Source organism: Martinezella sp. CNPSo 3890 (assembly GCF_057784455.1).
This window is the reverse complement of sequence record NZ_JBXSOR010000020.1, coordinates 18,726-41,770: the sequence shown is the minus strand read 5'-3', so window position 1 is coordinate 41,770 and position 23,045 is coordinate 18,726. Positions and strand designations below refer to the sequence as shown.

Here is a 23,045-nt window from a genome sequence, read left to right as displayed (position 1 = left end):
GTCCTGCCAAACGAGAGGACTGCATTTGAGCAGCCCCCTGTCAGCTTCGCTGACATCTCTCCCACAAGGGGGGAGATTGTTGGGGGTGTCGCTCCACCTAACAGAACATGCCACTGTCGTTTCCACAGATACTATCTTCGTTTGATATCCGAAGAAAGCTGCGGGTTACCCATCTCTCCCTTGTGAGGGAGATGTCCCGACAAGGACAGAGGGGAGCACTCATTCTCCACATACATGAAGGGTCTCAATTCATGACCCAACCCCTCGACGGTTCTCACCACCTACAGCAGCGACCTATCGTCATAACGCGGCTCACGCCCATCCAGAAATCCAAGGTCGCGCTTCAGCCGGTCCGGCATCTCATCGAGGTCTAGATGCGGTGACGGTTCGCCGTGCTTCAGGAAGACCTGCATCAGCGGCTCCAGAAGACGCGCCACAAGCGCGGGCTTGGCTGCCTCCACCGGCTCGATCACATAACAGTCCATGACAACACCTCAATTCAATCAACGATGTGAATTGCAGTCTGGCGCGAAAAATGCTGAAATTCCAATCGAACTATCGTCTGCATACATAAAGAGAACTTATCCATGAAGCAGTCCAAGCGCTTCCCGCTGAATGCCTTGCGCGTTTTCGAAGCCGCCGCCCGGCTCGGCAGTTTCACCCGCGCCGGCGAAGAGCTTGGCATGACGCAGACGGCGGTCAGCTATCAGATCAAGCTACTGGAGGAGACGGTGGGGGAGCCGCTATTCCTGCGTCGTCCGCGGCAGATCCTATTGACCGAAGCCGGAGAACAGCTCGCGCCGAAAGTGGCTGAAGCCTTTGCCCTGTTGCAGGAGGCCATGGCCTCGATCAGTGACGATGCCGAAACGACGCTGCGCATTCACTCGACGCCCACCTTCGCCTCGCAATGGCTGGCTCGTCATGTCGGGTCGTTTCAGCTCAAGCATCCCAATATCGCGGTCCGGCTGGATACCTCCGGCTCGATCATCGACTTCGCCCGGGAGCCCTCCGATATCGCCATCCGCGCCGGGCGTGGCCAGTGGCCGGGACTGCGCGCCCATCTTTTGATGAAGGTCTATTTTACGCCGATGCTGAGCCCGGCACTTGCCGAATCTATCGGCGGCATACATGAACCGGCCGATCTGCTGAAGCTCCGCATCATCGACGCAGGCGACCCGTGGTGGGCGCAATGGTTCAAAGAGGCCGGCGTTCCCGATCCCGGCCTTCAGGGCCGGCCACGCAGCAGGCTCGGTGCCCAGTCCTTCGAGGCGAGCGCAGCATTGGCCGGCCAGGGCGTCGCCATCCTGACCCCGGAGTTCTATGCGGACGATCTGGCTTCCGGCCGGCTGATCCAGCCCTTTGATATTCTTTCGTCCGACAATACGGACTACTGGATCGCTTATCCCGAAAACAGGCGTTATACGCCGCGTATCCGTGCCTTCAGGGATTGGCTCCTCCGCGAATTCGGCATGCCGCTGGAATAGCGCTCAATAATCCATGTCGGGCGCATAAAAACAGCGCGGCGTATTCTCGTCCGGAAACAAGCAGAGATGATAGGCTCCGTCGGGAGAACGCATCGTTTTCTGCTGCGGCAGATTGAAGATATGCGCGTGGGTTATGTAGCGATGATCGCCCGGATTGAGCGTCACCCGATAGCCACCGGGGACAATGGTGACGGTACGCGAGGGGATCATCTCGCAATCGCCCGTCTTGCTGTCACCATTGCAGCAATAGGGGTCGTAGGACCAACCGGAGGGCGCCTCATGCCCAAAGGCGAAGGCTGTGGAGAGAAGAAAAAATACGAACGCCAGAATACCTCGCATGGGCAATTCTCCGTCGAAAAAATAGACGGCTACCGCGGACACGGCCCGCTCCAAGCAGCCAAGGGCATTTTATTAAAAAACTGCCATAATCTGATCTAATGCGCCCCGGACGCCAGACAAGAGCGTGGCTTTTTGCTAACGCGGCAAACTCTCCCCTTCCCTCCGTCGCCAACATTTTGCAAGGTGCGGAGTCGGAGGAAGAAAAGGGGAACTGAATGTATGAATACGCCATAGCGTGGGAATGGCTGGCCTTTGCCGCCCGCTGGTTCCACGTCATAACCGCCATTGCCTGGATCGGTTCGTCTTTCTACTTCATCGCGCTCGATCTCGGGCTGGTGAAGCGCCCGCATCTTCCGCCCGGCGCCTATGGCGAAGAATGGCAGGTCCACGGCGGCGGCTTTTATCATATCCAGAAATATCTCGTGGCTCCCGCGCAGATGCCGGAGCATCTGACCTGGTTCAAATACGAAAGCTATTTCACCTGGATTTCCGGCTTCCTGATGCTGTGCATCGTCTATTACGGCGGCGCCAACCTCTTCCTCATCGACCGGCATGTGCTCGATGTCAGCGTCCCCGTCGCAATCCTGATTTCACTCGCTTCGCTTGCCGGCGGCTGGATCGTCTACGACCTGCTTTGCAAGTCCCCGCTCGGCAACAACACCTGGGGCCTGATGATCGTGCTTTATGCCGTCCTGGTCCTCATGGCCTGGGGCTACACGCATCTCTTCACCGGCCGTGCCGCCTTCCTGCATCTCGGCGCCTTCACCGCGACGATCATGTCGGCGAACGTCTTCATGATCATCATTCCCAATCAGAAGATCGTTGTCGCCGACCTCATTGCCGGCCGCACGCCCGACCCTAAATATGGCCGTATCGCCAAGCAGCGCTCGCTGCACAACAACTACCTGACGCTGCCTGTCATCTTCTTCATGCTGTCCAACCACTATCCGCTGGCTTTCGGCACGGCCTATAATTGGGTGATCGCGGCGCTGGTTTTCCTCATGGGGGTCACCATCCGTCACTGGTTCAACACGACACATGCCCGCAAAGGTCATCCAACCTGGACCTGGATCGTTACCGTCGTCCTCTTCATTATCATCATGTGGCTTTCGACCGTTCCGAAGGTGCTGACCGAGGAGAAGGAGGCCAATGCGATTCCTCCCGCATTCCAGCAATATGCCTCGGATATACATTTCTCGTCCGTCAAAGAGATAGTTTCGACGCGCTGCACCATGTGTCATTCGGCCGAACCCGTCTATGAGGGGATTGTTCGACCGCCAAAGGGCGTAATGCTGGAAAATGACGAGCAAATCGCTATGCATGCCCGGGAGATCTATATTCAGGCCGGCCGCAGCCATGCCATGCCTCCGGGCAATGTCACCGAAGTGACGCCCGAGGAACGCAAATTGCTGGTCGCCTGGTTCGAAAGCTCCATCGGAGAAAAAAGCCAATGACCACCCTTCTGCGCGGCCGACTGCTTTCCTTCAAGCACCTGCCGCAAAACCTCGATGATACGGGCAGCTACGCTTACGAAAGCGACGGCGGCCTGCTGATCGAGAACGGCATGATCGTCGCGACCGGGCCTTATGCCGATATCAAGGCGCAGGCACCGGAAGATGTCGCCGAAGTCGACCACCGCCCGCATCTGATCCTGCCGGGTTTCATCGACATGCACCTGCATTTCCCGCAGATGCAGGTGATCGCCTCCTATGCCGCCAACCTCTTGGAATGGCTGAACACCTATACATTCCCCGAGGAATGCCGCTTCGTCGAAAGCGCGCATGCCGAGCGCATCGCCACGCATTTCTACGACGAGATGATCCGCCACGGCACAACGACGGCCGTCGCCTACTGTTCTGTGCACAAGACCTCCGCCGACGCCTATTTTGCCGAAGCCATGCGCCGCAACATGCGCATGGTCGGCGGCAAGGTGATGATGGATCGCCACGCCCCGCAGGGCCTGCTCGATACGCCCGAAATGGGCTATGACGAGACGCGCCAGGTGATCGCAGACTGGCACGGCAAGGGCCGCAACCACGTCGCCATAACGCCGCGCTTCGCCATCACCTCGACACCGGCGCAGATGGAAGCGACCGCGGCGCTTGCCCGCGAGTTTCCGGATCTGCACATTCAGACGCATCTTTCCGAAAACCACGAGGAGATCGCGTTTACCTGCGAGCTCTATCCGGAAGCGATCGATTATACCGATATCTATGCGCGTTACGGGCTGCTTGGGCCAAAGAGCCTGTTCGGCCATGCGATCCACCTTTCCGAGCGCGAAGCCGGCGCGATGAGCGAAGCCGGCGCGGTTGCGGTGCATTGTCCGACATCGAACCTGTTCCTCGGCTCCGGCCTCTTCCCGCTGAAGGCGCTGGCCCGCCGCGAGAAACCCGTTCGCATCGGTGTCGCCACCGATATCGGCGGCGGCTCCAGCTACTCCATGCTGCGCACGATGGACGAGGCCTACAAGATCCAGCAGCTGCTCGGCGAACGCCTGAACCCGCTGGAAAGCTTCTTTTACATGACGCGCGGCAATGCCGAGTCCCTCTCCCTCGTCGACAAGATCGGCACGCTCGATGCTGGCACGGAAGCCGACCTCATCGTCCTGAATGCAGCGGCAACGCCAGCCATGGCACTGAAGATGGAGGTGACGAAGAGCCTCACCGAAGAGCTGTTCCTGCTTCAGACCATGGGCGACGACCGGGCGATCGTCGAAACCTATGTTGCTGGAAAGCCGATGAAATCGATCCTGCAATGAGGCAATCCCAACCCACCTCCATGTAACCATCCAGAAGGCAAAGAGCCATGACCGCGCCGCTGACCATCGCCGAACTGAAAACGCTTGCGCAGCGGCGCGTGCCGAAAATGTTCTTCCAGTACGCCGATTCCGGATCGTGGACGGAGTCGACCTACCGGGCAAACGAGGCTGATTTCGCCAAGATCAAGCTGCGTCAGCGCGTGCTCGTCGACATGTCCGACCGGTCGCTGGCAACCACCATGGTCGGCCAGAAAGCCTCGATGCCGGTGGCGCTGGCACCCACGGGCCTCACCGGCATGCAGCACGCCGATGGCGAGATGCTGGCGGCGCGGGCGGCGGAAGAATTCGGTATCCCCTTCACACTCTCGACCATGAGCATCTGCTCGATCGAGGACATCGCCTCGGTGACGAAGCAGCCCTTCTGGTTTCAGCTCTACGTCATGAAGGACCGCGATTTCGTCCTGAATCTGATCCAGCGCGCCAAGGCAGCAAAATGCTCGGCGCTGGTGCTGACAGCTGACCTGCAGATCCTCGGGCAGCGCCATAACGACATCCGCAACGGATTGTCGGCACCGCCGAAAATGACGGCGAAAAATCTCTGGCAGATGGCGACGCGGCCAGGCTGGTGCATGGGTATGCTGAAGACCAAGCGCCGCTCCTTCGGCAACATCATCGGTCATGCCAAGGATATTTCCGACATGACGACGCTGTCACACTGGACGCATTCACAGTTCGACCCCAAACTCTCCTGGAGCGATGTCGCCTGGATCAAGGAGCAATGGGGCGGCCCGTTGATCATCAAAGGCATTCTCGACGTCGAGGATGCAAAAGCGGCCGTCGATGTCGGCGCCGACGCCATCATCGTCTCCAATCATGGCGGCCGGCAACTCGACGGCGCCCATTCTTCCATCAGCATGCTACCGAGAATCGTCGATGCCGTCGGCGACAGGATCGAGGTGCATATGGACGGAGGCATCCGCTCCGGCCAGGACGTACTGAAAGCCATAGCCTTCGGTGCCAAGGGCACCTTCATCGGCCGGCCCTTCCTCTATGGCCTCGGCGCCATGGGCAAGGAAGGTGTCACGCTGGCGCTCGAAATCATCCGCAAGGAGCTGGATATTTCCATGGCACTCTGCGGCAAGCGCGATATCAAGGCGGTAGATCGGTCGATACTCGCTGACCTTTAATAGCGCATGTCGTTACCGCAAAACCGCTGCACACATTTGCGCGGCATGCTCTAGCGCAGCCAGCCTGTCGCCAGACCGCTCGCCCACTCCTCGCGGCCGTTCTGCGCCGCGAGCGCGGCCATTGCAATGTGGTCATAGGCCACCTGCCGGAAGACTGGCAACCAAGTATCGCCGATCTTTTCCAGAATGGCGTAAGAAGCAAAGGGATGGCCCGCCTCCACCTTGTGATAATAGGGCAGGTCATCGTCGTAGGCGGGGCAGCCGACGCTCCCGGGATTGACGATCAGGCGCCCGTCGGAAAGGCGAACGGCGCGCGGAATATGGCTATGCCCGCACAGGATCAGCGGAAAATCGATGCCGGCAGCCAGCGCCTCGATCTCTTCCAGCGGCTTTAGATAGACATGACCCTCGGGCGAGACGGATTCGAGCCAATAGACATTATCATCGGCTGGCGTCGCGTGGCAGAGATAGGCCTCATCCAGATGGACCGCACTGACCGGCAAGGTGTGCAGCCATTCGAGATGGCGTTCCGTCAGTTCAGAATGCGCGGCCCGATCTGAAACATGCATCGTCTCGGGCGCCTGTTCGATCAGATAGCGGTCGTGATTACCGCGCACCGTCGGCGCATTCAGTTCCAGCAGCAGGTCAGCCGTCCTTCCCGCCGTCAGTGGCCCGCTGAAGCAATCGCCGAGATTGATGATGTCGCTAATGCCCTGCCTGCGGATATCCGCAAGCACGGCTTCAAGCGCCAGATGATTGCCGTGGATGTCCGCTATGGCTGCAAAACGCAATCTCAGCTCCCGCGATAGGTGGAATAGCCGTAGGGTGAGATCAGCAGCGGCACATGATAATGCGCCGTGGTATCGGCAATGCCGAAACGGATCGGCACCAGATCGAGGAAAGCCGGCTCCGGCAGCTTGGTTCCACTGGCACGCAGATAGTCTCCGGCGCGAAACAGCAATTCATAGGTGCCGGCAACGAAGCTGTCGCCGATCAGGATGGGACCGCCATCCACGCGCCCGTCGGCATTGGTCGTTACCGTCTTCAGATGTGTGCGAGCATCACCCTCGATCCTGAAGAGATCGATCACCAGGCCTTCGGCAGGCTTGCCGAAGGCGGTATCGAGCACATGGGTCGTCAGTCCGGTCATAGCGTCGGGGCTCCGATGATGAAGGGCGTGTCGAAGAAATATTCCTCGAGGTTGTTCTCCGACCCGTCACGATCCACGATAAGGAAATCGCTCTGCTCGTCGAGGGCCATCAGGGGATAATGCCAGACATTGATCCGATAGTTCACGCCCTGGTCGCCGCGCGCAAGGAAGACTTGCGGCCGGCCCGGCTTGCCGCCCTCATCTTCTGCAACGACGACGAGGAACGGCCGACCATTCAGCGGCACGAAACACTGGCTGCCGAAGGGGTGGCGCTCCATCATGTCGATCGAGAAGGGAAAGGCACGCGGCTGGCCGCGAAAGAGGTTCAGGATAACCCGCGCCCCGTCACCGAGAGCTTCGGCATTCGACAACGCATGGAAACGTTCGGTTGTGCCACCGTTGATGTACCGCATAGTCGCAGGATCGGCCTCGATCACATCGCCGAATGGCTCAAACGCGGCCTTTGTCAAAGGATTGATGTCTAGATGCTGTGTCATTGACTGATTATTCGCCTTCCGCTCGCCAATGGCGAATGGAGTCCAGTTGCAGGAGCAACTCCGGAAGAGATTTGCGCGCGATGTCCCACAGGGCCGCCAACTCGATGTTGACATATCCTTGCGCAATCCGATTCCGAAAGTCCTGCATCACATGCCAAGGCAGCTCCGGATGGTCAACGACAAACTCCGGATATTCCTCGGCAATGCGTATGGTAGCCTCGCCGATCAGCAGAAGATTCATGCCGACGGCGCGCTGTTTCTCGACACTCTTGAAAAAGGCGGCTTGATCGACGTCACGGAGGAATTGACCGATTTCGGATGCAGCCTGCTGCATGCGTTCGAGGTAGGTAATCAGTCGATCCAGGCTCATGCCGGCTTTCCTCCGCCGGCAATGCCTGATTCCGGTGCGATGACGCGCCTCCTGGCGTCGCCAATCATCCATCCGCTTCTATCTCTGTTCAATGCTTTCCGTGGCCCCATGGCTCAGTATCCTGCCAAGCGGATACTAAGCCATGAGTAGACCGAAAAATAGCGCGTACCTCAACGAGAAATCAACCCAGGGGCATGGGTTGGAGGATCACAGCCCTGAGGCCAAACCTCAGGCTTCAGGCAGCATGGATTGCAGACGCAGCAGCGCGATCTTCTCGACCTGAACGGCAGCCGTCGCAAATTCCGTGTCCCGGCCGTTGCCAATCCGGGTTTCGAAGGCGGCAAGGATATCGTCCTTGCCGAGCCCCTTCACCGCGATGATAAAAGGAAAGCCAAATTTCGTCACATAGGCGGCATTGAGCTCGGTAAACCGAGCATGCTCCTCGGGGCTTAGCCGATCGAGCCCTGCACCGGCCTGCTCCTTGCGGCTATCCTCGGTCAGCTGGCCGGCAATCGCCAGCCGGCCGGCGAGATCCGGATGTGCCCGCAGCACGCCAAGTCGCTCCGCCTCGCTGGCAGAGCGGAAGACCCGCACCAGCGCGGCATGCACGCCGCCGGAGGTCAACGGCTCGGCAATGGCGCCCTGATCGTAAGCACGCTCGGCAACGAAAGGCGAATGTTCGAAGACGCCGCCGAAGCGGCCGACAAAATCATCCCGCGAGATCATATCAGCGCGCGCCCCCGGGAAGGTGATTTTCATACCAGTGTTTGGCGATTTCGATTCGTTTCGGGATCCAGACCTTATCGTGCTTCTGCACATATTCGATGAACCGCCGCAACGCGGCAGCGCGGCCGGGGCGGCCGACGAGGCGGCAATGCAGACCGACAGACATCATCTTCGGGCTGCCGTCCTTGCCCTCTTCATAGAGCGTGTCGAAAGCATCCTTCAAATAGGTGAAAAACTGGTCGCCGGAATTGAAGCCCTGTGGTGTCGCAAAGCGCATGTCATTGGTTTCGAGCGTATAGGGAATGATCAGGAACGGCTTGCCGTTCAGACCATCGACCCAGAAGGGCAGATCGTCGGCATAGGAATCAGAGGAATAGAGGAAGCCGCCCTCCTCCATGACGAGACGCAGCGTATTGTCCGAGGGCTTGCCCTGATACATGCCGTAGGGCCGCTCGCCGGTGAGTTCGGTATGCAGCCGCACGGCTTCGAGAATGTGCTTGCGCTCCAGATCCTCGGAGAAATCCTTATATTCCAGCCAGCGGTAGCCGTGGCTGGCGATTTCCCAGCCCGCTTCCTTCATGGCGGCAACCGCTTCCGGGTTGCGCGCCATGGCAAGCGTAACCCCATAGACCGTCGCTTGAACCTTGAGTTCGGTGAACATGCGCCACAGCCGCCAGAAGCCGGCGCGCGAACCATATTCATAGATCGATTCCATATTGAGGTTGCGCTGATTCGGCCAAGAGGCCGCGCCGACGATCTCCGAAAGCAGGTTTTCCGACCCCGGATCACCGTCGAGAATGCAGCTTTCTCCGCCCTCTTCATAGTTGATCACAAACTGCACCGCGATGCGGGCGTCACCCGGCCATTTCGGATCCGGTGTGTTGCGGCCGTAGCCGATGAGATTACGGGGATAGATTTCCGACATTGAAGCACCTTCTCTGATCGCGGAACGGTAACATCCACGCCGCGAAAGTCGAGACGGAAAGTGGAAAATCACTTTCGCTTCAAAGCGAGGTATTGCGTGAACGCCAGCCGCTAATCTAGGCGATCTTGCGGGCGCTGACCTTTCCCATCGGATGCAGCGAGTGCACACGGAAGGGACCGCCAGCGCCTTCTTCCATCATAAGCGCAATGTTGGAAACGGGGATGGGCGCAGCCAAGGCAGGCTCGAAGAAATCGCGCAGCGCACGCTCGATGCGCGCCATATCGGCAGGGCTCACGGTGCCCGTCAGCATCATCTGGAAGCGAAACTCGTCCATGACGTGCGGATGCCCCCAGCGATGCAGATTGGCGAACTGCGTCGCAGAAAGCCCATCCGGATCGATCCGTTCGATCTCGGCTTCGCTCAAAGGAGCCCGATATTGATCGAAGGTCTGTACCAGCGATGCTGCGAGGAAATGCATCTGCTGGCTTGGTGCGGAGGGAACGAGGCCCAACGCACCGCCGAGCCGCGCGACCTCGAGCCTCGGGATTTCGAAGGGCGCCACCGTGCCGGAGAACCGCATCAGATCGCGCAGCAACCCGGCTTCGGACATGTCTTCGGCCAACCGGAACGGCGCCTTCAGAATTCCCATGAAACCATAGCGGCGCGGAACGGCGGTGTAGAAAGCGATCTCGTGAATGCCGAGCCCACGGACTGCGGGCGGATCAACCATCTCGCCGGAATAGACATTGCGGCCGAGCCAATTCGCCGCCACAAGCGTCAGCGGATCGCTCGCAGACGGTGTGAAGCAAATGGCATACCGCATAAAATTCCTCCAGGGCGTAACGTCAGGCAGACCGAACCGGCACCGATGGCCAAGGAGATAGGTGATTTGCGTGACAGATTGACGACCCGAAAGCGGCCTGAATTCACGTTTTATGTGATATGACTGAAATATGACTCGCTAAAGTGAAACCCTGCGGCAAGTTGAAGCGACCAGGCGCGCCCACCGCCTCACGTACCGCCGCCTCCGCCAGCCTATGCGCCAGCCCGAAGCTCACCTTAAAGCCGCCTGTGAGCGCAATCAACGCGGGGTGATCTGGATGGGCACCCACCATCGGATCACGATCCACAGCCTTCGGGCGCAAGCCCGCCCAACGCTCGACGACTTCCGCGGCGGCGAGCACCGGCGCCATGGCACGCGCCAAATTGAGGAGGTCATCGAGCTGCCCGTCCGTCGATAAGGGATTATCGAATCGATTCTCGCTCGTGCTGCCGACCGCGACCAATCCATTCTCATGCGGAACGATATAGAGCCCGTCGCGGAAGATAACGGGCAAGCCGCCGTCAACATCGGCCTTCAGCATCGCCGCCTGCCCCTTGACCGGTTGACCCAGCGAGGCTTTGCATCTCTTCGTCAATTCATCAAGGATCGGAAACGAGCAGTAACCGGCAGAAAGGATACAGCGACCGAAGCGAATGTCGCCATCGCTTGAACGCGCAAGGCCCCGCTCTGGATCGATACTCTCGACGGTAACGCCCTCGCAAAGCCGGACATGTCGTGCCGTCGCCAGGAACCTCTGCAGGACCTCCAGAAACGCGCGCGGTGCGACGCGGGCCGCTAGTGTATCGTGGACAAAGCCGCTCTCGCCGGCTGAAGGTTCGATCCAGTCTTCGACGGGTGCGGCATCCAGCACATTCCAGTGAAACCGGCGCTCCCCATGGCGCCAATGCACCTCCGCGTCTCGAGAATGGCCTAGCGCGATCTGCCTCAAATGAGGCTTCGGCAGCGGGATCAAGCGGCCGGCGCGGCGATAACCAGCCGAAAGCCCGGTCTCCGCTTCCAGGGCTGCAATTTCCTCTTCCAGCGCGACAAGCGCATCGAACTGAAACTGCTTCTTCTCGGACCATTTGTCCGGCATGTGCGGCATCAGCGCGCCAAGCAGACCGCCGCTTGCCCCCTGCCCTAAACGGCCAGCTTCGACAAGCAATGTCCGGATACCAAGACGCTCGGCATGAACGGCGGCCCATAACCCCATGATCCCACCACCCACGATCAGCAGATCGACGGACGATTGACCCGCAGGTCTTGGAGGATTATCGGCTCTTTCCATGACAGATCCAGTTTCCGATCGGACCAAGGCGTCCGAAACCAATGCGGCAAGCCCGGAGCTCGAATGGCGCGACGGCGATATGCCCTATTCGACGGCATTTGGCGACCATTTTTATTGCCAGACCGACGGCAGGCTGGAATGCGGCCATGTCTTCCTGGCCGGCAATGGCCTTCCCGACCGCTGGCAGGGACGACAGGACTTCCGCGTCGGCGAACTCGGCTTCGGCACCGGCTTGAACTTCTGCGAGACCTGGCGCCAATGGCGGCAGCAGGCCATCCCCGGTTCGAACCTGCACTTCATATCCTTCGAACTCTATCCCATGAGAGCGGAGGAGATCGACCGCGCGCTTTCGCACTGGCCGGAAATCGATGGGGAGCGCCAGGCTCTTGCCGCAGCGTGGCCGGACAACCCGCAGGGTTTCGTGTCGCTGAGGCTAGATGCAAATACGCGCCTCAGCGTCGTCTGCGCCCCAGCTCTCGAAGGCGTCAGCCGTGCCGAACCGGGTTTTGATGCCTGGTATCTCGACGGTTTCGCACCCTCGCGCAATGCCGACATGTGGTCGCCAGAATTGATGCAGGCGCTTCATGACAAGACGGTTCCGAACGGCACCTTCGCCACCTATGCGGCTGCCGGCTTCGTGAGGCGAAACCTACAGGCGGCCGGATTTATCGTGGAACGGCGCAAGGGCTTCGCCGGCAAGCGCGAAATGCTCTGCGGCATCAAGCCGGCCTGAGGCCGGGGCCGATGCCAGGTCAGGCGGCAACCATATCGAGGGCTCAGATGAGTTCGCCAAGATGCTGGCGAACCCACTTGGCCTCTTCCGAGGCCGTCCGCCGGAAGTGCCGTTTGAAATCCCGGCTGAACTGCGCAGCACTGGCATAGCCGACCGATGCCGCCACCTCCGCAATCGTCCCACTTTGACGCGCGATCATCAACCGCGCCTCGTGGAGCCGCATTGCCTTCACATATTGTATCGGACTGCTTCCCGTCAGGGCTTTGAAATGGACGTGATAGGAGGGAACGCTCATCCCCACCTCACGCGCCAGCGCGGCAACCGAAATCTCGGAATTGTAGGTTTCACGCAATCGGGCCAGGCTTCGCACGATCTTACCGGAAATGCCCTGCTGCTGAAGCGCTGAGATCATCGCTCCGCCCTGCGGGCCGACGAGAACTCGGTAGTGCAGCTCGCGCAGTATGCCTGCTCCCAGAACCGCAAGCTCGATGGGATCACGCAATGCCCGCAGCAGGCGCAGCACGACATCCTCGATCATCGGCTCCATCCTGCTCGATATCAGGCTTCTCACTTTGCCTATCGTTGTTACGGACCGTCTCGCCCCCACCTCCGAGGCGATTTCGGCAGCCAGAAGCATGTCAAACTCGACATAGACAGCAAGCAAGGGGCGTTCTGCGCTGGCTGACGATTCCATCCGAAACGGAACGGGCACCGACACGGCCAGATAATGCTCCTCATCGTAGAGATAGACCTCGCCTTCCAGCATACCCTGCTTTCGGCCTTGCAGGACGAATACCGCACCCGGCTTGTAGAGCACCGGGACATCGTGAAGGACCGCCTCAGTCCTGAGAATCCGAACACCGGCAAGTGCGGTTGGATTGTATCCCGGGCTGGGAGCAAGAAGACCTGCCAGCTCCACCAATTCCCGACGCTTCGACCATTGGCTCTTCGTATTCATAGGATTTGGCAAGATGTTCATAGTTTTCGCGATCGCAGACAACAGTTTGGAAGATTATCAGTCATGAGCATCGACCAATCAAGAAGAGAACATCTATCATGTCACAGAAGACCTTCTTCATCACCGGAGCGAATTCCGGCTTCGGTTTCGCAATCGCAGCCGCCGCGATCCGGAACGGCCACAAGGTTATCGGCACCATCCGCTCGGAACAATCGCGGACGGCCCTGACAGAACGCTTGCCGGCAGTGCGGCCCATCCTATGCGACGTGACGGAATTTGACCGCATAGGCGACGTTGTTCGACAGGCGGAAGAAGACCATGGACCAGTCGACGTGCTGATCAACAATGCTGGCTACGGTCACGAGGGAATTCTTGAAGAGTCGCCTCTTGAAGAAATGCGCCGCCAGTTCGACGTGAATGTCTTCGGCGCAGTTGCGGTCGCCAAGGCCTTCCTGCCGCGCTTCCGCGAAAGGCGCCGCGGCTTCATCGTCAACGTCACTTCCATGGGCGGCATGATCACCATGCCCGGCATCGCCTATTATTGCGGAAGCAAATTTGCGCTTCAGGGCATCTCGGAGGTCATGCGAGCAGAGATGGCGCCCTTCGGCGTTCGGGTCACCGCCCTCTGCCCCGGCTCCTTCCGGACAGACTGGGCCGGACGCTCGATGGTCCGGACCGAACGATCAATCGCGGATTATGACACGCTGTTCGATCCGATCCGGCAGGCGCGGCAATCCAAAAGCGGCAAGCAGCTCGGCGATCCCGACAAGCTCGCCACAGCCGTCCTAGACCTGATCGAATCCGACGCCCCTCCGCCGCAGCTCCTGCTCGGCAGCGATGCCCTTGCACTTGTGTCGGATAGGATTGAGCGCCTCAAACAGGAGATCGAAGCCTGGAAAGCCGTTACCGTTTCCACCGATGGCTGATGGCCGCGACGGTTGCGATGGCGGGAAGCCGCCATCCAGCCCTGCGAGCAAGTCTGGATCCGAACCCTAGTTGTTCGAGCGATCGGCCATGAGAGCGGTATCGCCAAGATAGCGCCGGATCTTCGTCTCGAGAAGTTCGGGGCTGATCGGCTTGGACATGCAATCATCCATGCCAGACTGCATGCACATGATGCGATCGACATCCAGTGCCTGCGCCGTCACCCCGACGATGGGCACATGCCATCCCTGCCCGGCCTGTGTCTCGAACTGCCGGATCATGCGGGTCGCCTGATGACCATTCATGACCGGCATGGACACATCCATGAGAATCACCGACGGCCGCAGCTGGCGCCATGCGTCCACGGCAGCCTGGCCGTTCTCCACGACGAGAAACCGCAGGCCGGTCGCCTGCAGGATCTGCGTGAAGACGATCTGGTTCACCTCGTTGTCCTCCGCCACGAGGACGTCGATGGCATTGCCTGATTTGGCCGACGTCATCCCGTCCGTGGCCTCGATCGCGGCTGCGGCTTCCATCTCTATCGGCAGCCGACGTTCAACGGAGGCCAATCGCTCACCCAGCTTTTTCCGCCGCGAAGCACGCACGACATCGATGATCGTACTGCGCAGCACATTGGCGCGCACAGGCTTCATCAGATGCGCCTGGCCGTTGACGGCGGCGAATTCCCTGTCGCAACCGGCGACACCCATCGACGTCAGGAACACGATCGGCAGCGTGTCGAAACGCGGATCGGCGCGCAAGGCGGTCGCGACCTGATAGCCATTCATGCCGGGCATGCTGTAATCGACGATAACAGCATCGACCGATACGCCCATATCGAAGGCAGCATCCAGAATAGTGAGCGCGGTCCTGCCATCCTCGGCGACATGCCCATCAAAACCCCATTGCGCCAGCTGTTCGGTCAAGATGCGCCGATGGATCGCGTCGTCTTCCACGATCAGGACGCGGGCATCCCTGACATTGGCCGGCAGCTCCGCGATTTTGCCCCGAGCGGCAACCAGCGGCATCGGCAGATGGACCGTGAAGACCGATCCCTTGCCCCATTCGCTCTCCACCGACAGCGAACCGCCGAAAAGATCGACAAGGCCGGCAGTAATGGTAAGACCAAGGCCCGATCCCTCGAGCCGCCGCGCAAAGGATGAATCCGCCAGTGAGAATTTGTCGAAGATCGTATCGAGCTTTTCTTCGGGAATGCCGATGCCTGTATCTTCGATACGGAGGACAAGCAATATGGTGTCGCCCGGTGCCGGCTGGCTGTCCAACTCCACCAGCACATGACCGCGCTCGGTGAACTTGATCGCATTGCCGACAAGATTGGTCACGATCTGCCGAAAACGACCGGCATCGCCGAGGATCGCCGCCGGTACGCCGGGAGCGATGCGCACCATCAGCTCTATATTCTTTTCCGATGCGGCGGCAGCCAACAGGGTCGCGATATCCTCGACGGCCTCGGCGGGATCGAATGCCATCTTGCGCAGATGCATCTCGCCGGTATCGATGCGGGAAAAATCGAGAATGTCGTTGATGATGGTCAGCAGCGCGTTGCCCGATTTGACGATGATGTCGACGAAGGTCTTCTGGCGCGCATCGAGATCGGTCTTGCCAAGCAGTTCCGCCATACCGAGAACGCCATTCATCGGTGTGCGGATTTCATGACTCATATGAGTGAGGAATTCGGATTTCGCCCGATCCGCGGCATTGCTGCGCGCCAGGAGCAGCTGCAAATCCGCCTCGCGCTCCTTCATCTCGGTAACGTCGGTCAGCACCACCGTCCAGCGGCGATGCTCGCCGAGCGCGGCTTCGAGCTGCATCCAGCGATCGCCTTCAATCTGGAACACACAAGAGATCGGCTTGCCGGCAGCGACGTTTTCTCCCCAAGATGCCCGCATAGCCTCGGCGTCCTCGCCGAAGTCTCCGCGTTGCGCACAATAATCGAACGCCGCAGACCAGTTTTTACCGACCTCGAGGAGCTCGGGCGGCAGCTTCAGCATATCCTTCAGCCGGTCGTTGGCTAGTATGATCGTACCGTCTTGAACGATCAGCAGGCCTTGGGACATGGCTTGCATGGCATCGGCCATCAGCTCGCCGAGGCGTTCCAGCGCCAGCCGAGCCTCGGTGATCTCGCGGAATTGCTGCTTGACGGCGGAAATATCCGTGTAGGACATCAGCGTCCGCCCGTTGGCAATGCGGCGCGCATCGATGATGACGGATTTGCCGTCGGCAAAATTCACTTCTGTTTGCAGATGCTCGCCTGCCTTGCGCAGTGCTGCCAGACGCGCCTGATAAATGTCGTCGATGCTGCGGCCGTCGGTGTCGAAGCGCGCGAGTTCGTAATGTTTGGCGATGAGATCCCGATAGGGGCGGCCTTCGAAGCGCTCATCCTTCGAGAATTCGAAAATGTCGTAGAAGGCATCATTCACGTATTCGACGACGTAGTCGCTGTCGTGGATCAAGACACCGATCGGCATCGAGCGAAGAATATTGTCGAGATCCTGATGCAGTCCCCTGGCAGGCGCTTCCAGAAATACACCGAAAATATAGAGGCGGTCTTCCGCAGGGGAAAAACTTTCGATCTGGATGCGCGAGCGCTCTCGACCCGATCCATCGAAGCACAGCGCCACTTCTTCGGAGCCGAAGACCAGCGCACGGCGCTCCCTGTCTTCTCTGTCGGCGCTCTCGCTCGCATCGAGAAGATCGTGACTGCGATTGCCTATGAAATCGGAAATATCGCGCCCGAAAAACCGCGCATAGGCATCATTGACGGCGACGTAACGAAGCTCGCTGTTCTTGATGTAGGCGGGCCGGTCCAGACTGGCGATCCGACGGCACGCTATGTCGAGCAGTTCACCGTCCAAGGTCAAACGGAGCCTCTCTTTTCACCGCGCATGATAGTTCATGAAACGACGCTCTAACATGAATGCCTTTAACAAGGCGTTAACCATGTTTAACCATCGCGCCGACGTCGCGTTCAGACTACGCACTGTTCTATAACGGTCATGCCTTGGTCGCAAACAACGGCGGCACGCCGGGGGAAACTCTGCCAAGAATCCGTCAACGGATTATTGGGAGCGAGCGCCATGAGCGATGAAGAAAGCCTGACCTTGAACGAAGCACAGATCGCAACGGCGACGGGCGAACGGCGGCGGCGGGTCGGAGGGCGCGGCGCCGAGCGCAGCCGCAAGCCGAGCGGCACGAAATATCTCAACCTCGTCAACAATCTCGCGCACACGGAACTCCTGTCGCCGGAAGCGCTTGACAATATTCATGAGGCGTCGCTGACCATCCTCGAAGAGATCGGCATGGATATCATCCTGCCGGAAGCGCGCGAGCGCATGAAGGCTGCCGGCGCGGACGTCACGCCGGGCAAGGAACGCGTCCGCTTCGATCGCAACATGATCATGGAGCTGATCGCTTCGATCCCCTCGAACTTCACGCTGCATGCCCGCAATCCCCTTAGAAACGTCGAGATCGGCGGCCGCAATCTTGTCTTCGCCCAGGTTGCCTCCGCCCCCTTCGTCGCCGACCGAGACGGCGGCAGGAGAGCCGGCAACCAGGAGGACTTCCGCAAGCTCATCAAGCTCGCGCAGTCCTTCGACGTCATCCATATGACCGGCGGCTATCCGGTCGAACCCATCGACATCCATGCCTCGGTGCGCCATCTCGATTGCCTCTCCGACATCGTGAAGCTCACCGACAAGGCCTTCCATTGCTATTCGCTCGGCAAGCAGCGCAATCTCGACGCGATCGAAATCGCCCGTATCGGCCGCGGCATCAGCATGGAGCAGATGGAGCGCGAGCCCTCACTCTTCACCATCATCAATTCCTCCTCGCCGCTGCGCCTCGACGGACCGATGCTGCAGGGAATCATAGAAATGTCCTCGCGCGGCCAGGTAGTCGTGGTGACGCCGTTCACGCTGGCAGGTGCCATGGCGCCGGTGACGATCGCCGGCGCGCTGGTGCAGCAAAATGCGGAAGCGCTCTGCGGCCTCGCCTTCACCCAGATGGTGCGCAAGGGCGCGCCGGTCATGTATGGCGGCTTCACCTCGAACGTGGACATGAAGACGGGCGCGCCCGCCTTCGGCACACCGGAATATATGAAGGCGGTCATTGCGGGCGGCCAGCTCGCCCGCCGATACGGCATCCCCTACCGCACCTCCAACACGAACGCTTCCAATACGCTCGATGCGCAGGCGGCCTACGAATCAGCGCTGTCGCTCTGGGCGCTGACCCAGGGCGGCGGCAATTTCGTCCTGCATGCAGCCGGCTGGAGCGAAGGCGGGCTAACCGCCTCCTTCGAGAAATTCATCCTGGATGTCGACATGCTGCAGATGGTCGCGGAATTCCTCAAGCCGCTTGATGTCAGCGCCGATGCCCTGGCGCTGGATGCCGTACGCGACGTTGGCCCTGGCGGCCATTATTTCGGCACGGCGCACACGCTCGCCCGCTACGAAACCGCCTTCTATTCGCCGATCCTGTCCGACTGGCGAAACAATGAAACCTGGACGGAAGCCGGGAGGCCCACGACTTACGATCACGCCAATCGCGTCTATAAGGAAACGCTCGAGCATTATGAACGGCCCCCGCTCGATCCGGCAATCGAGGAAGAGCTCGATGCCTTTGTCGCTAAGCGCAAGGCAGAGGGTGGCGTCCCTACCGATTTTTGATTTAAAATCAGAGGCTTTATGCCTGAAATCATGAACGAAATTTAATCTCGCGCCCCACTTTTCGGCCGCGACTTCGCCCCCTTTTCTGCGCAACGTCAAACTCGGCTTTGGCTAGGAGCCAGCCTGTGTTTTGGGAAAGGGATGTCAATGTCTGTGCTTCGCACTTTAACGACGGCCGGTTTGATCGCGCTGACGCTTGGCAGCGCCACGGCCGTAACCACCACCACTGCCAGCGCCTCCGACCGCGGCGCCTTCTTCGGCGGTCTTGCCGCGGGTGTCGTCGGCGGCGCCTTGGTAGCCGGGGCTGCGCGACCCGCCTATCCGGCTTATTATCCGGCCTATCCGGCCTACTATGACGGCCCGATCTACGAGCGCGTCTATGTGCGCCCCTATCCCAGCTGCTATTGGGCGTGGCGCCACGACGGGTGGGGTCGGCCCTATCGTGTCGAGGTCTGCCGCTAGGATCAGCAATCGTTGATTGAGCGCATGCGCCCTTGTCAGATTTGGGATGCCGCCGGATTTCGGCGGCATTTTTGTATGCGTGATGAAAAGCTTTCGCTTACAGCTCTTGACATTCCCCGGATTTAAGACCAAATGCGCCTCAGCTTTCACCTTCCGGCCGCCGCGTGAGCGTGCCCTGCGGGACAATCTGTACGCAAGAGAAGGATAAAAGCGCTTTTATGAGTGAGGCCGCGCCAAGCGCTGCGGCCAATGCGCTGGGAAAGCTATTTCCAACTTACAAGTTCCCACTTCACGCGGGGTTCTTGACGCCAGAGACAGACCGGACCGCATGGTGCGACCCGGCCTATTTTCTGTGGCGCCCCGAAAGGTATTGAATTGACCGATTTTCACTCGCTTGGTCTCTCCAAGCAGATCGTAGATACGCTGTCGCAGAACAACTTCGCTACGCCGACGCCGATCCAGGCTCAGGCCATCCCGCTCGTTCTCCAGGGCCGCGATCTTATCGGCCTCGCCCAGACCGGCACCGGCAAGACGGCCGCATTCGGCCTGCCGATCATCGAAATGCTGACCAAGGAAGGCAAGCGCCCGGATAACCGCACGACGCGCACCCTAATCCTTGCCCCCACCCGCGAACTCGTCAACCAGATCGCCGACAATCTGAAGCTCTTCGTTCGCAAGACGCCGCTGCGCATTAACATCGTCGTCGGTGGTGTTTCGATCAACAAGCAGCAGCTTCAGCTGGAGCGCGGCACCGACATTCTCGTCGCGACGCCGGGCCGCCTGCTAGACCTCATCAACCGTCGCGCCATCTCCCTCGGCCACGTCACGCACCTCGTCCTCGACGAAGCCGACCAGATGCTCGATCTCGGCTTCATCCACGATCTCCGCAAGATCGCCAAGCTCGTCCCGGCCAAGCGCCAGACCCTGCTCTTCTCGGCGACCATGCCGAAGGCGATTGCCGACCTCGCTTCCGATTACCTGACCAATCCGGTCAAGGTGGAAGTCACCCCGCCCGGTAAGGCTGCCGACAAGGTGGAACAGTATGTGCATTTCGTCGCCGGCCAGAACCACAAGACCGAAATCCTCAAGGAAACGCTGAACGCCAACCCGGATGGCCGCTCGATCGTCTTCCTGCGTACCAAGCACGGCGCCGAGAAGCTGACGAAGCATCTCGACCACGTCGGCTATGCCGCCGCCTCCATTCATGGCAACAAGAGCCAGGGCCAGCGCGAGCGCGCTCTGAAGGGCTTCCGTGATGGCGACGTCCGCGTTCTCGTCGCAACTGACGTCGCCGCACGCGGTATCGACATTCCCGGCGTTTCGCATGTCTATAATTACGACCTGCCGGAAGTACCGGATGCTTACGTCCACCGCATCGGCCGCACCGCGCGCGCCGGCCGCGATGGCATCGCTATCGCCTTCTGCTCACCCGACGAAATCCGCCTGTTGCGTGACATCGAGCGCCTGATGGGTATCGAGATCGCCATTGCGAGCGGCGAAGCTCCGGCCGATCGCGGCCGTCCCGTTCGCGGCAAGGGCCGTGGCGGCCAGGGTAATGGTAATCACGGCAATGGCGGCCAGGGCAGAGGCCAGAATGGCCAGGGACGCGAGCGCGGCGAAGGCCGCCCGCAACGTCCGGCCCGCCGTCCGTTCTTCGACAAGGAAAACGGCGAGGCTCGTGGTGAGGCTGGCGAGCGCCAGGAACGCCGCCCGCGCGACGATCGCCCGCATCGCGAAAACAATCGCAATGCCGATTTCCGTGGCCAGCGCCGCAACGAACCGACGCCGCGCCCAGAGATCGACAACGATCTCGCCTCCACCTCGGATTTCCGTCCCGCTCGCAAGCAGCACAATGGTCAGTCCAATGGCAACGGTGCCGCGCATGAGGGCGGTGCCCATCGCGGCCAACGCCACGCCCATGGCCGTCCCGCAGGTCGCCACAACGAAGAGCGCGGCGCCCAGGGCGAACAGCGCAATGGCGGCAACGGCCGCATGCGCCGCCGCGGCAATGGCGGCCAGCGCCGCGAACGTGCCTGATGGAGTTAAGGGGGCCGATTGGCCCCTTTTTCTTTGGTTATTCCGCCTGGCTTTGCAGGCTTTCGATTAAAGCCGGGAGATCATCCCAAACATATGCGATCTGACCGATTGCGGTTTCGCCGAATGTAAGCGACCCCGTCGCCACTGGTCGACCGCGCAGGCGCTCGTAGAAACCCCTGTTTGGATTGTTCTCCAATGCCAACGCCAGCAATCCTTTATGTTCCATATCTTTGAGAGCTCGCGCCACTTCAGTAAAGAGAGCCGAACCGATCTTGCGGCGCTGATAGCGAGGCAGAAGATAAAGCGCGTAAACTTCAGCTTCCTGCGGGAAGCCCGAATGCCGGCTTGACCCTCCGCTCGCAAATCCGACAACCTCGCCTTTCTCGTCTTCCGCCACGTAATAAGCAATGCCGGCATGACCAAGATAGCGGCGATGGCGCTGCTCCTGATGTCTATAGGACATGCCCTTTAGGAAATCCTCCGGCAACAGCCCGGCAAAAGTCGCCCTCCAGACATCGACCACGACACGGGCAATGCCCGACAAATCGCCGTCGACAGCAGGCCGAATCTCAATCGCCATCAATAGTTCCTCCGTTGACGGCCTGCATGAAGACTGCGGACGCAGTCATGAGAGTAAATTCGAAACTTCGAAGCAACCCGGCTTTCTCATTTCTCTTGGCGAACAATGTTTGGATGACTGTTTCCTGCCTGCAGACGCTTCCCGGCATAGTCTAGAGCATGTTTGGAGGATTGGGAGGCGGTGCATTGCAAAAGACGGCAACGCGGCCGATGTCGGCAAACGACTGGGGGCAGCTCCTGCTTCTCGGCGCGTTGTGGGGCGGATCATTTTTCTTTGCCCGTATAGCGGTGGCAGAAATCCCGCCGCTGGCGCTGGTGCTCTATCGGGTTTCGATTGCCGCGCTTGTTCTGCATGTCTGGTTGCGCCTGCGTAACATTTCCTTTGCTCCCGCTATTGCCAGATCAGCTTCGTTCCTGGGTCTCGCACTGCTCAACAACGTCATCCCGTTTTCTCTGATATTCAGCGGCCAAACGGAGATCGGAGCAGGCCTTGCCTCGGTGCTCTACGCGACAACGCCCCTCTGGACAGTCCTGGTCGCAAATCTGCTGACGGCTGACGAAAAGCTCTCCGCCAGCAAGCTCGCCGGCGTGGCTCTGGGGATTGGCGGCGCTGCCATTATGATCGGTCCATGGCTCTTCGCCAATTTGGGCGGACCGACATGGGCAAAGCTTGCGGTCATCGGAGCGGCAATTTCCTATGCATTCGCGGCCGTTTTCGCGAAGCGATTTCGGGATATCAAGCCGGTCGTTGTTGCCGCCGGCCAGTTGACCGCCTCCACCATCGTTATGATACCGATCGTCCTTCTTCTCTACGATCCGGGCGAAATCATAAGTACGAATATCTCGATCTGGCTGGCCATTGGGACTCTTGCAATCGTAACGACTGCCTTCGCCTTCATTCTCTATTTCAATCTCATCGCCTCCGCCGGGGCGACAAATGCGTCGCTGGTGACGCTGCTCGTGCCGGCGAGCGCGATCATCTTGAGCGCCGCATTCCTTGGAGAACGTCTGGAACCTTACGAATTCCTCGGATTGGCTCTGATCGTCTCCAGCCTGGTAGTTGTCGATGGCAGGCTCTTACGATGGCGGCAACGGAGCGATGCCCTGAAGAAGTCGTAGA

23 protein-coding genes are annotated in these 23,045 nt (G+C 59.8%); 10 read left to right on the top strand and 13 right to left on the bottom strand.

Annotated features, from left to right (window positions below; all coding sequences use genetic code 11):
- Positions 1 to 281: 281 nt before the first annotated feature.
- Entirely contained in the window at positions 282 to 485 is a 204-nt protein-coding gene (locus tag AC13RC_RS29820) for a hypothetical protein (RefSeq protein WP_069612746.1), read from the bottom strand.
- 102 nt (positions 486 to 587) lie between these two features.
- Between AC13RC_RS29820 and AC13RC_RS29815 the strand changes: the two genes are divergently transcribed.
- Positions 588 to 1,484 (top strand): LysR substrate-binding domain-containing protein, encoded by an 897-nt coding sequence (locus AC13RC_RS29815; protein ID WP_488559430.1) that lies wholly within the window; start codon positions 588 to 590, stop codon positions 1,482 to 1,484.
- A 3-nt stretch (positions 1,485 to 1,487) separates the two neighbouring features.
- Here AC13RC_RS29815 and AC13RC_RS29810 read toward each other — a convergent pair whose 3' ends face one another.
- The gene (locus AC13RC_RS29810) at positions 1,488 to 1,823 is read right to left on the bottom strand and encodes a hypothetical protein (protein ID WP_113332307.1); all 336 of its coding nucleotides are present in this window, start codon (positions 1,821 to 1,823) and stop codon (positions 1,488 to 1,490) included.
- Positions 1,824 to 2,038: 215 nt separating this feature from the next.
- Here AC13RC_RS29810 and AC13RC_RS29805 point away from each other — a divergent pair, with 215 nt between their 5' ends.
- The 3 genes from AC13RC_RS29805 to AC13RC_RS29795 are packed head-to-tail and all read left to right on the top strand — an operon-like array spanning position 2,039 to position 5,768.
- Positions 2,039 to 3,277: a urate hydroxylase PuuD gene (locus AC13RC_RS29805; RefSeq protein ID WP_488559429.1), complete on the top strand. Its 1,239-nt coding sequence runs from the start codon at positions 2,039 to 2,041 to the stop codon at positions 3,275 to 3,277.
- Positions 3,274 to 4,581, top strand: a complete 1,308-nt coding sequence (guaD, locus tag AC13RC_RS29800) for a guanine deaminase (RefSeq protein WP_488559428.1) — start codon at positions 3,274 to 3,276, stop codon at positions 4,579 to 4,581. The genes AC13RC_RS29805 and guaD overlap by 4 nt, the downstream gene beginning before the upstream one ends.
- Before the next feature lie 47 nt (positions 4,582 to 4,628).
- Positions 4,629 to 5,768 (top strand): alpha-hydroxy acid oxidase, encoded by a 1,140-nt coding sequence (locus AC13RC_RS29795; RefSeq protein ID WP_488559427.1) that lies wholly within the window; start codon positions 4,629 to 4,631, stop codon positions 5,766 to 5,768.
- A gap of 50 nt (positions 5,769 to 5,818) precedes the next feature.
- Here the strand turns inward: AC13RC_RS29795 and AC13RC_RS29790 are convergent, their stop codons facing one another.
- From AC13RC_RS29790 to AC13RC_RS29755, 8 genes are all read right to left on the bottom strand, one after another.
- Complete coding sequence (locus AC13RC_RS29790; RefSeq protein WP_488559426.1) at positions 5,819 to 6,559, bottom strand: metallophosphoesterase family protein; 741 nt, start codon at positions 6,557 to 6,559, stop codon at positions 5,819 to 5,821.
- A gap of 2 nt (positions 6,560 to 6,561) precedes the next feature.
- Positions 6,562 to 6,918, bottom strand: a complete 357-nt coding sequence (gene uraH / locus AC13RC_RS29785) for a hydroxyisourate hydrolase (protein WP_113332169.1) — start codon at positions 6,916 to 6,918, stop codon at positions 6,562 to 6,564.
- Positions 6,915 to 7,415, bottom strand: a complete 501-nt coding sequence (locus AC13RC_RS29780) for an ureidoglycolate lyase (protein WP_113332168.1) — start codon at positions 7,413 to 7,415, stop codon at positions 6,915 to 6,917. Before AC13RC_RS29780 ends, uraH begins: the two co-directional genes overlap by 4 nt.
- A gap of 7 nt (positions 7,416 to 7,422) precedes the next feature.
- Positions 7,423 to 7,749 (bottom strand): HepT-like ribonuclease domain-containing protein, encoded by a 327-nt coding sequence (locus AC13RC_RS29775; RefSeq protein ID WP_233789746.1) that lies wholly within the window; start codon positions 7,747 to 7,749, stop codon positions 7,423 to 7,425.
- Positions 7,750 to 8,013: 264 nt separating this feature from the next.
- Positions 8,014 to 8,511: a 2-oxo-4-hydroxy-4-carboxy-5-ureidoimidazoline decarboxylase gene (uraD, locus tag AC13RC_RS29770; RefSeq protein WP_183813857.1), complete on the bottom strand. Its 498-nt coding sequence runs from the start codon at positions 8,509 to 8,511 to the stop codon at positions 8,014 to 8,016.
- Position 8,512: 1 nt separating this feature from the next.
- On the bottom strand, positions 8,513 to 9,436 hold the full coding sequence (gene puuE, locus AC13RC_RS29765; protein ID WP_488559425.1) for an allantoinase PuuE: 924 nt from the start codon (positions 9,434 to 9,436) through the stop codon (positions 8,513 to 8,515).
- A 115-nt stretch (positions 9,437 to 9,551) separates the two neighbouring features.
- On the bottom strand, positions 9,552 to 10,259 hold the full coding sequence (locus AC13RC_RS29760) for a DUF1045 domain-containing protein (RefSeq protein WP_112334229.1): 708 nt from the start codon (positions 10,257 to 10,259) through the stop codon (positions 9,552 to 9,554).
- 103 nt (positions 10,260 to 10,362) lie between these two features.
- A complete protein-coding gene (locus AC13RC_RS29755) occupies positions 10,363 to 11,547 on the bottom strand; it encodes an NAD(P)/FAD-dependent oxidoreductase (protein ID WP_488559424.1) in 1,185 nt (394 codons plus the stop codon).
- Between AC13RC_RS29755 and mnmC2 the strand changes: the two genes are divergently transcribed.
- Complete coding sequence (mnmC2, locus tag AC13RC_RS29750; protein WP_488559423.1) at positions 11,546 to 12,280, top strand: tRNA (5-methylaminomethyl-2-thiouridine)(34)-methyltransferase MnmC2; 735 nt, start codon at positions 11,546 to 11,548, stop codon at positions 12,278 to 12,280. The genes AC13RC_RS29755 and mnmC2 overlap by 2 nt on opposite strands.
- 43 nt (positions 12,281 to 12,323) lie before the next feature.
- On the opposite strand, the gene AC13RC_RS29745 is transcribed toward mnmC2, so the two are convergent.
- Positions 12,324 to 13,253: an AraC family transcriptional regulator gene (locus AC13RC_RS29745; protein ID WP_488559456.1), complete on the bottom strand. Its 930-nt coding sequence runs from the start codon at positions 13,251 to 13,253 to the stop codon at positions 12,324 to 12,326.
- Between the two features lie 83 nt (positions 13,254 to 13,336).
- On the opposite strand from AC13RC_RS29745, the gene AC13RC_RS29740 reads away from it, so the two are divergent.
- The gene (locus AC13RC_RS29740; protein WP_488559422.1) at positions 13,337 to 14,164 is read left to right on the top strand and encodes an oxidoreductase; all 828 of its coding nucleotides are present in this window, start codon (positions 13,337 to 13,339) and stop codon (positions 14,162 to 14,164) included.
- 66 nt (positions 14,165 to 14,230) lie between these two features.
- Here the strand turns inward: AC13RC_RS29740 and AC13RC_RS29735 are convergent, their stop codons facing one another.
- Positions 14,231 to 17,044 (bottom strand): response regulator, encoded by a 2,814-nt coding sequence (locus tag AC13RC_RS29735; protein ID WP_488559421.1) that lies wholly within the window; start codon positions 17,042 to 17,044, stop codon positions 14,231 to 14,233.
- 216 nt (positions 17,045 to 17,260) lie between these two features.
- On the opposite strand from AC13RC_RS29735, the gene AC13RC_RS29730 reads away from it, so the two are divergent.
- The 3 genes from AC13RC_RS29730 to AC13RC_RS29720 all read left to right on the top strand — a co-directional run bounded on the left by AC13RC_RS29730 (position 17,261) and on the right by AC13RC_RS29720 (position 21,346).
- On the top strand, positions 17,261 to 18,847 hold the full coding sequence (locus tag AC13RC_RS29730) for a trimethylamine methyltransferase family protein (protein WP_488559420.1): 1,587 nt from the start codon (positions 17,261 to 17,263) through the stop codon (positions 18,845 to 18,847).
- A gap of 147 nt (positions 18,848 to 18,994) precedes the next feature.
- Positions 18,995 to 19,309: a hypothetical protein gene (locus AC13RC_RS29725; protein WP_488559419.1), complete on the top strand. Its 315-nt coding sequence runs from the start codon at positions 18,995 to 18,997 to the stop codon at positions 19,307 to 19,309.
- 375 nt (positions 19,310 to 19,684) lie between these two features.
- Complete coding sequence (locus tag AC13RC_RS29720; RefSeq protein WP_488559418.1) at positions 19,685 to 21,346, top strand: DEAD/DEAH box helicase; 1,662 nt, start codon at positions 19,685 to 19,687, stop codon at positions 21,344 to 21,346.
- A gap of 37 nt (positions 21,347 to 21,383) precedes the next feature.
- Here the strand turns inward: AC13RC_RS29720 and AC13RC_RS29715 are convergent, their stop codons facing one another.
- Entirely contained in the window at positions 21,384 to 21,926 is a 543-nt protein-coding gene (locus tag AC13RC_RS29715; RefSeq protein WP_488559417.1) for a GNAT family N-acetyltransferase, read from the bottom strand.
- Positions 21,927 to 22,135: 209 nt separating this feature from the next.
- Here AC13RC_RS29715 and AC13RC_RS29710 point away from each other — a divergent pair, with 209 nt between their 5' ends.
- Positions 22,136 to 23,044 (top strand): DMT family transporter, encoded by a 909-nt coding sequence (locus AC13RC_RS29710; RefSeq protein ID WP_488559455.1) that lies wholly within the window; start codon positions 22,136 to 22,138, stop codon positions 23,042 to 23,044.
- Position 23,045 lies beyond the last annotated feature (1 nt).

Excerpts from the sequence above, each read along its gene's own strand:
- AC13RC_RS29775 (WP_233789746.1), bottom strand. The coding sequence starts at position 7,749 with ATGCAGCAGGCTGCATCCGAAATCGGTCAATTCCTCCGTGACGTCGAT.
- AC13RC_RS29725 (WP_488559419.1), top strand. The coding sequence starts at position 18,995 with ATGTCTGTGCTTCGCACTTTAACGACGGCCGGTTTGATCGCGCTGACG.
- AC13RC_RS29820 (WP_069612746.1), bottom strand. The coding sequence starts at position 485 with ATGGACTGTTATGTGATCGAGCCGGTGGAGGCAGCCAAGCCCGCGCTT.
- puuE (WP_488559425.1), bottom strand. The coding sequence starts at position 9,436 with ATGTCGGAAATCTATCCCCGTAATCTCATCGGCTACGGCCGCAACACA.
- AC13RC_RS29755 (WP_488559424.1), bottom strand. The coding sequence starts at position 11,547 with ATGGAAAGAGCCGATAATCCTCCAAGACCTGCGGGTCAATCGTCCGTC.
- AC13RC_RS29795 (WP_488559427.1), top strand. The coding sequence starts at position 4,629 with ATGACCGCGCCGCTGACCATCGCCGAACTGAAAACGCTTGCGCAGCGG.
- AC13RC_RS29730 (WP_488559420.1), top strand. The coding sequence starts at position 17,261 with ATGAGCGATGAAGAAAGCCTGACCTTGAACGAAGCACAGATCGCAACG.
- mnmC2 (WP_488559423.1), top strand. The coding sequence starts at position 11,546 with ATGACAGATCCAGTTTCCGATCGGACCAAGGCGTCCGAAACCAATGCG.
- AC13RC_RS29810 (WP_113332307.1), bottom strand. The coding sequence starts at position 1,823 with ATGCGAGGTATTCTGGCGTTCGTATTTTTTCTTCTCTCCACAGCCTTC.
- AC13RC_RS29780 (WP_113332168.1), bottom strand. The coding sequence starts at position 7,415 with ATGACACAGCATCTAGACATCAATCCTTTGACAAAGGCCGCGTTTGAG.
- AC13RC_RS29805 (WP_488559429.1), top strand. The coding sequence starts at position 2,039 with ATGTATGAATACGCCATAGCGTGGGAATGGCTGGCCTTTGCCGCCCGC.
- AC13RC_RS29815 (WP_488559430.1), top strand. The coding sequence starts at position 588 with ATGAAGCAGTCCAAGCGCTTCCCGCTGAATGCCTTGCGCGTTTTCGAA.
- AC13RC_RS29740 (WP_488559422.1), top strand. The coding sequence starts at position 13,337 with ATGTCACAGAAGACCTTCTTCATCACCGGAGCGAATTCCGGCTTCGGT.
- AC13RC_RS29715 (WP_488559417.1), bottom strand. The coding sequence starts at position 21,926 with ATGGCGATTGAGATTCGGCCTGCTGTCGACGGCGATTTGTCGGGCATT.
- AC13RC_RS29760 (WP_112334229.1), bottom strand. The coding sequence starts at position 10,259 with ATGCGGTATGCCATTTGCTTCACACCGTCTGCGAGCGATCCGCTGACG.
- uraH (WP_113332169.1), bottom strand. The coding sequence starts at position 6,918 with ATGACCGGACTGACGACCCATGTGCTCGATACCGCCTTCGGCAAGCCT.
- uraD (WP_183813857.1), bottom strand. The coding sequence starts at position 8,511 with ATGATCTCGCGGGATGATTTTGTCGGCCGCTTCGGCGGCGTCTTCGAA.
- guaD (WP_488559428.1), top strand. The coding sequence starts at position 3,274 with ATGACCACCCTTCTGCGCGGCCGACTGCTTTCCTTCAAGCACCTGCCG.
- AC13RC_RS29710 (WP_488559455.1), top strand. The coding sequence starts at position 22,136 with ATGTCGGCAAACGACTGGGGGCAGCTCCTGCTTCTCGGCGCGTTGTGG.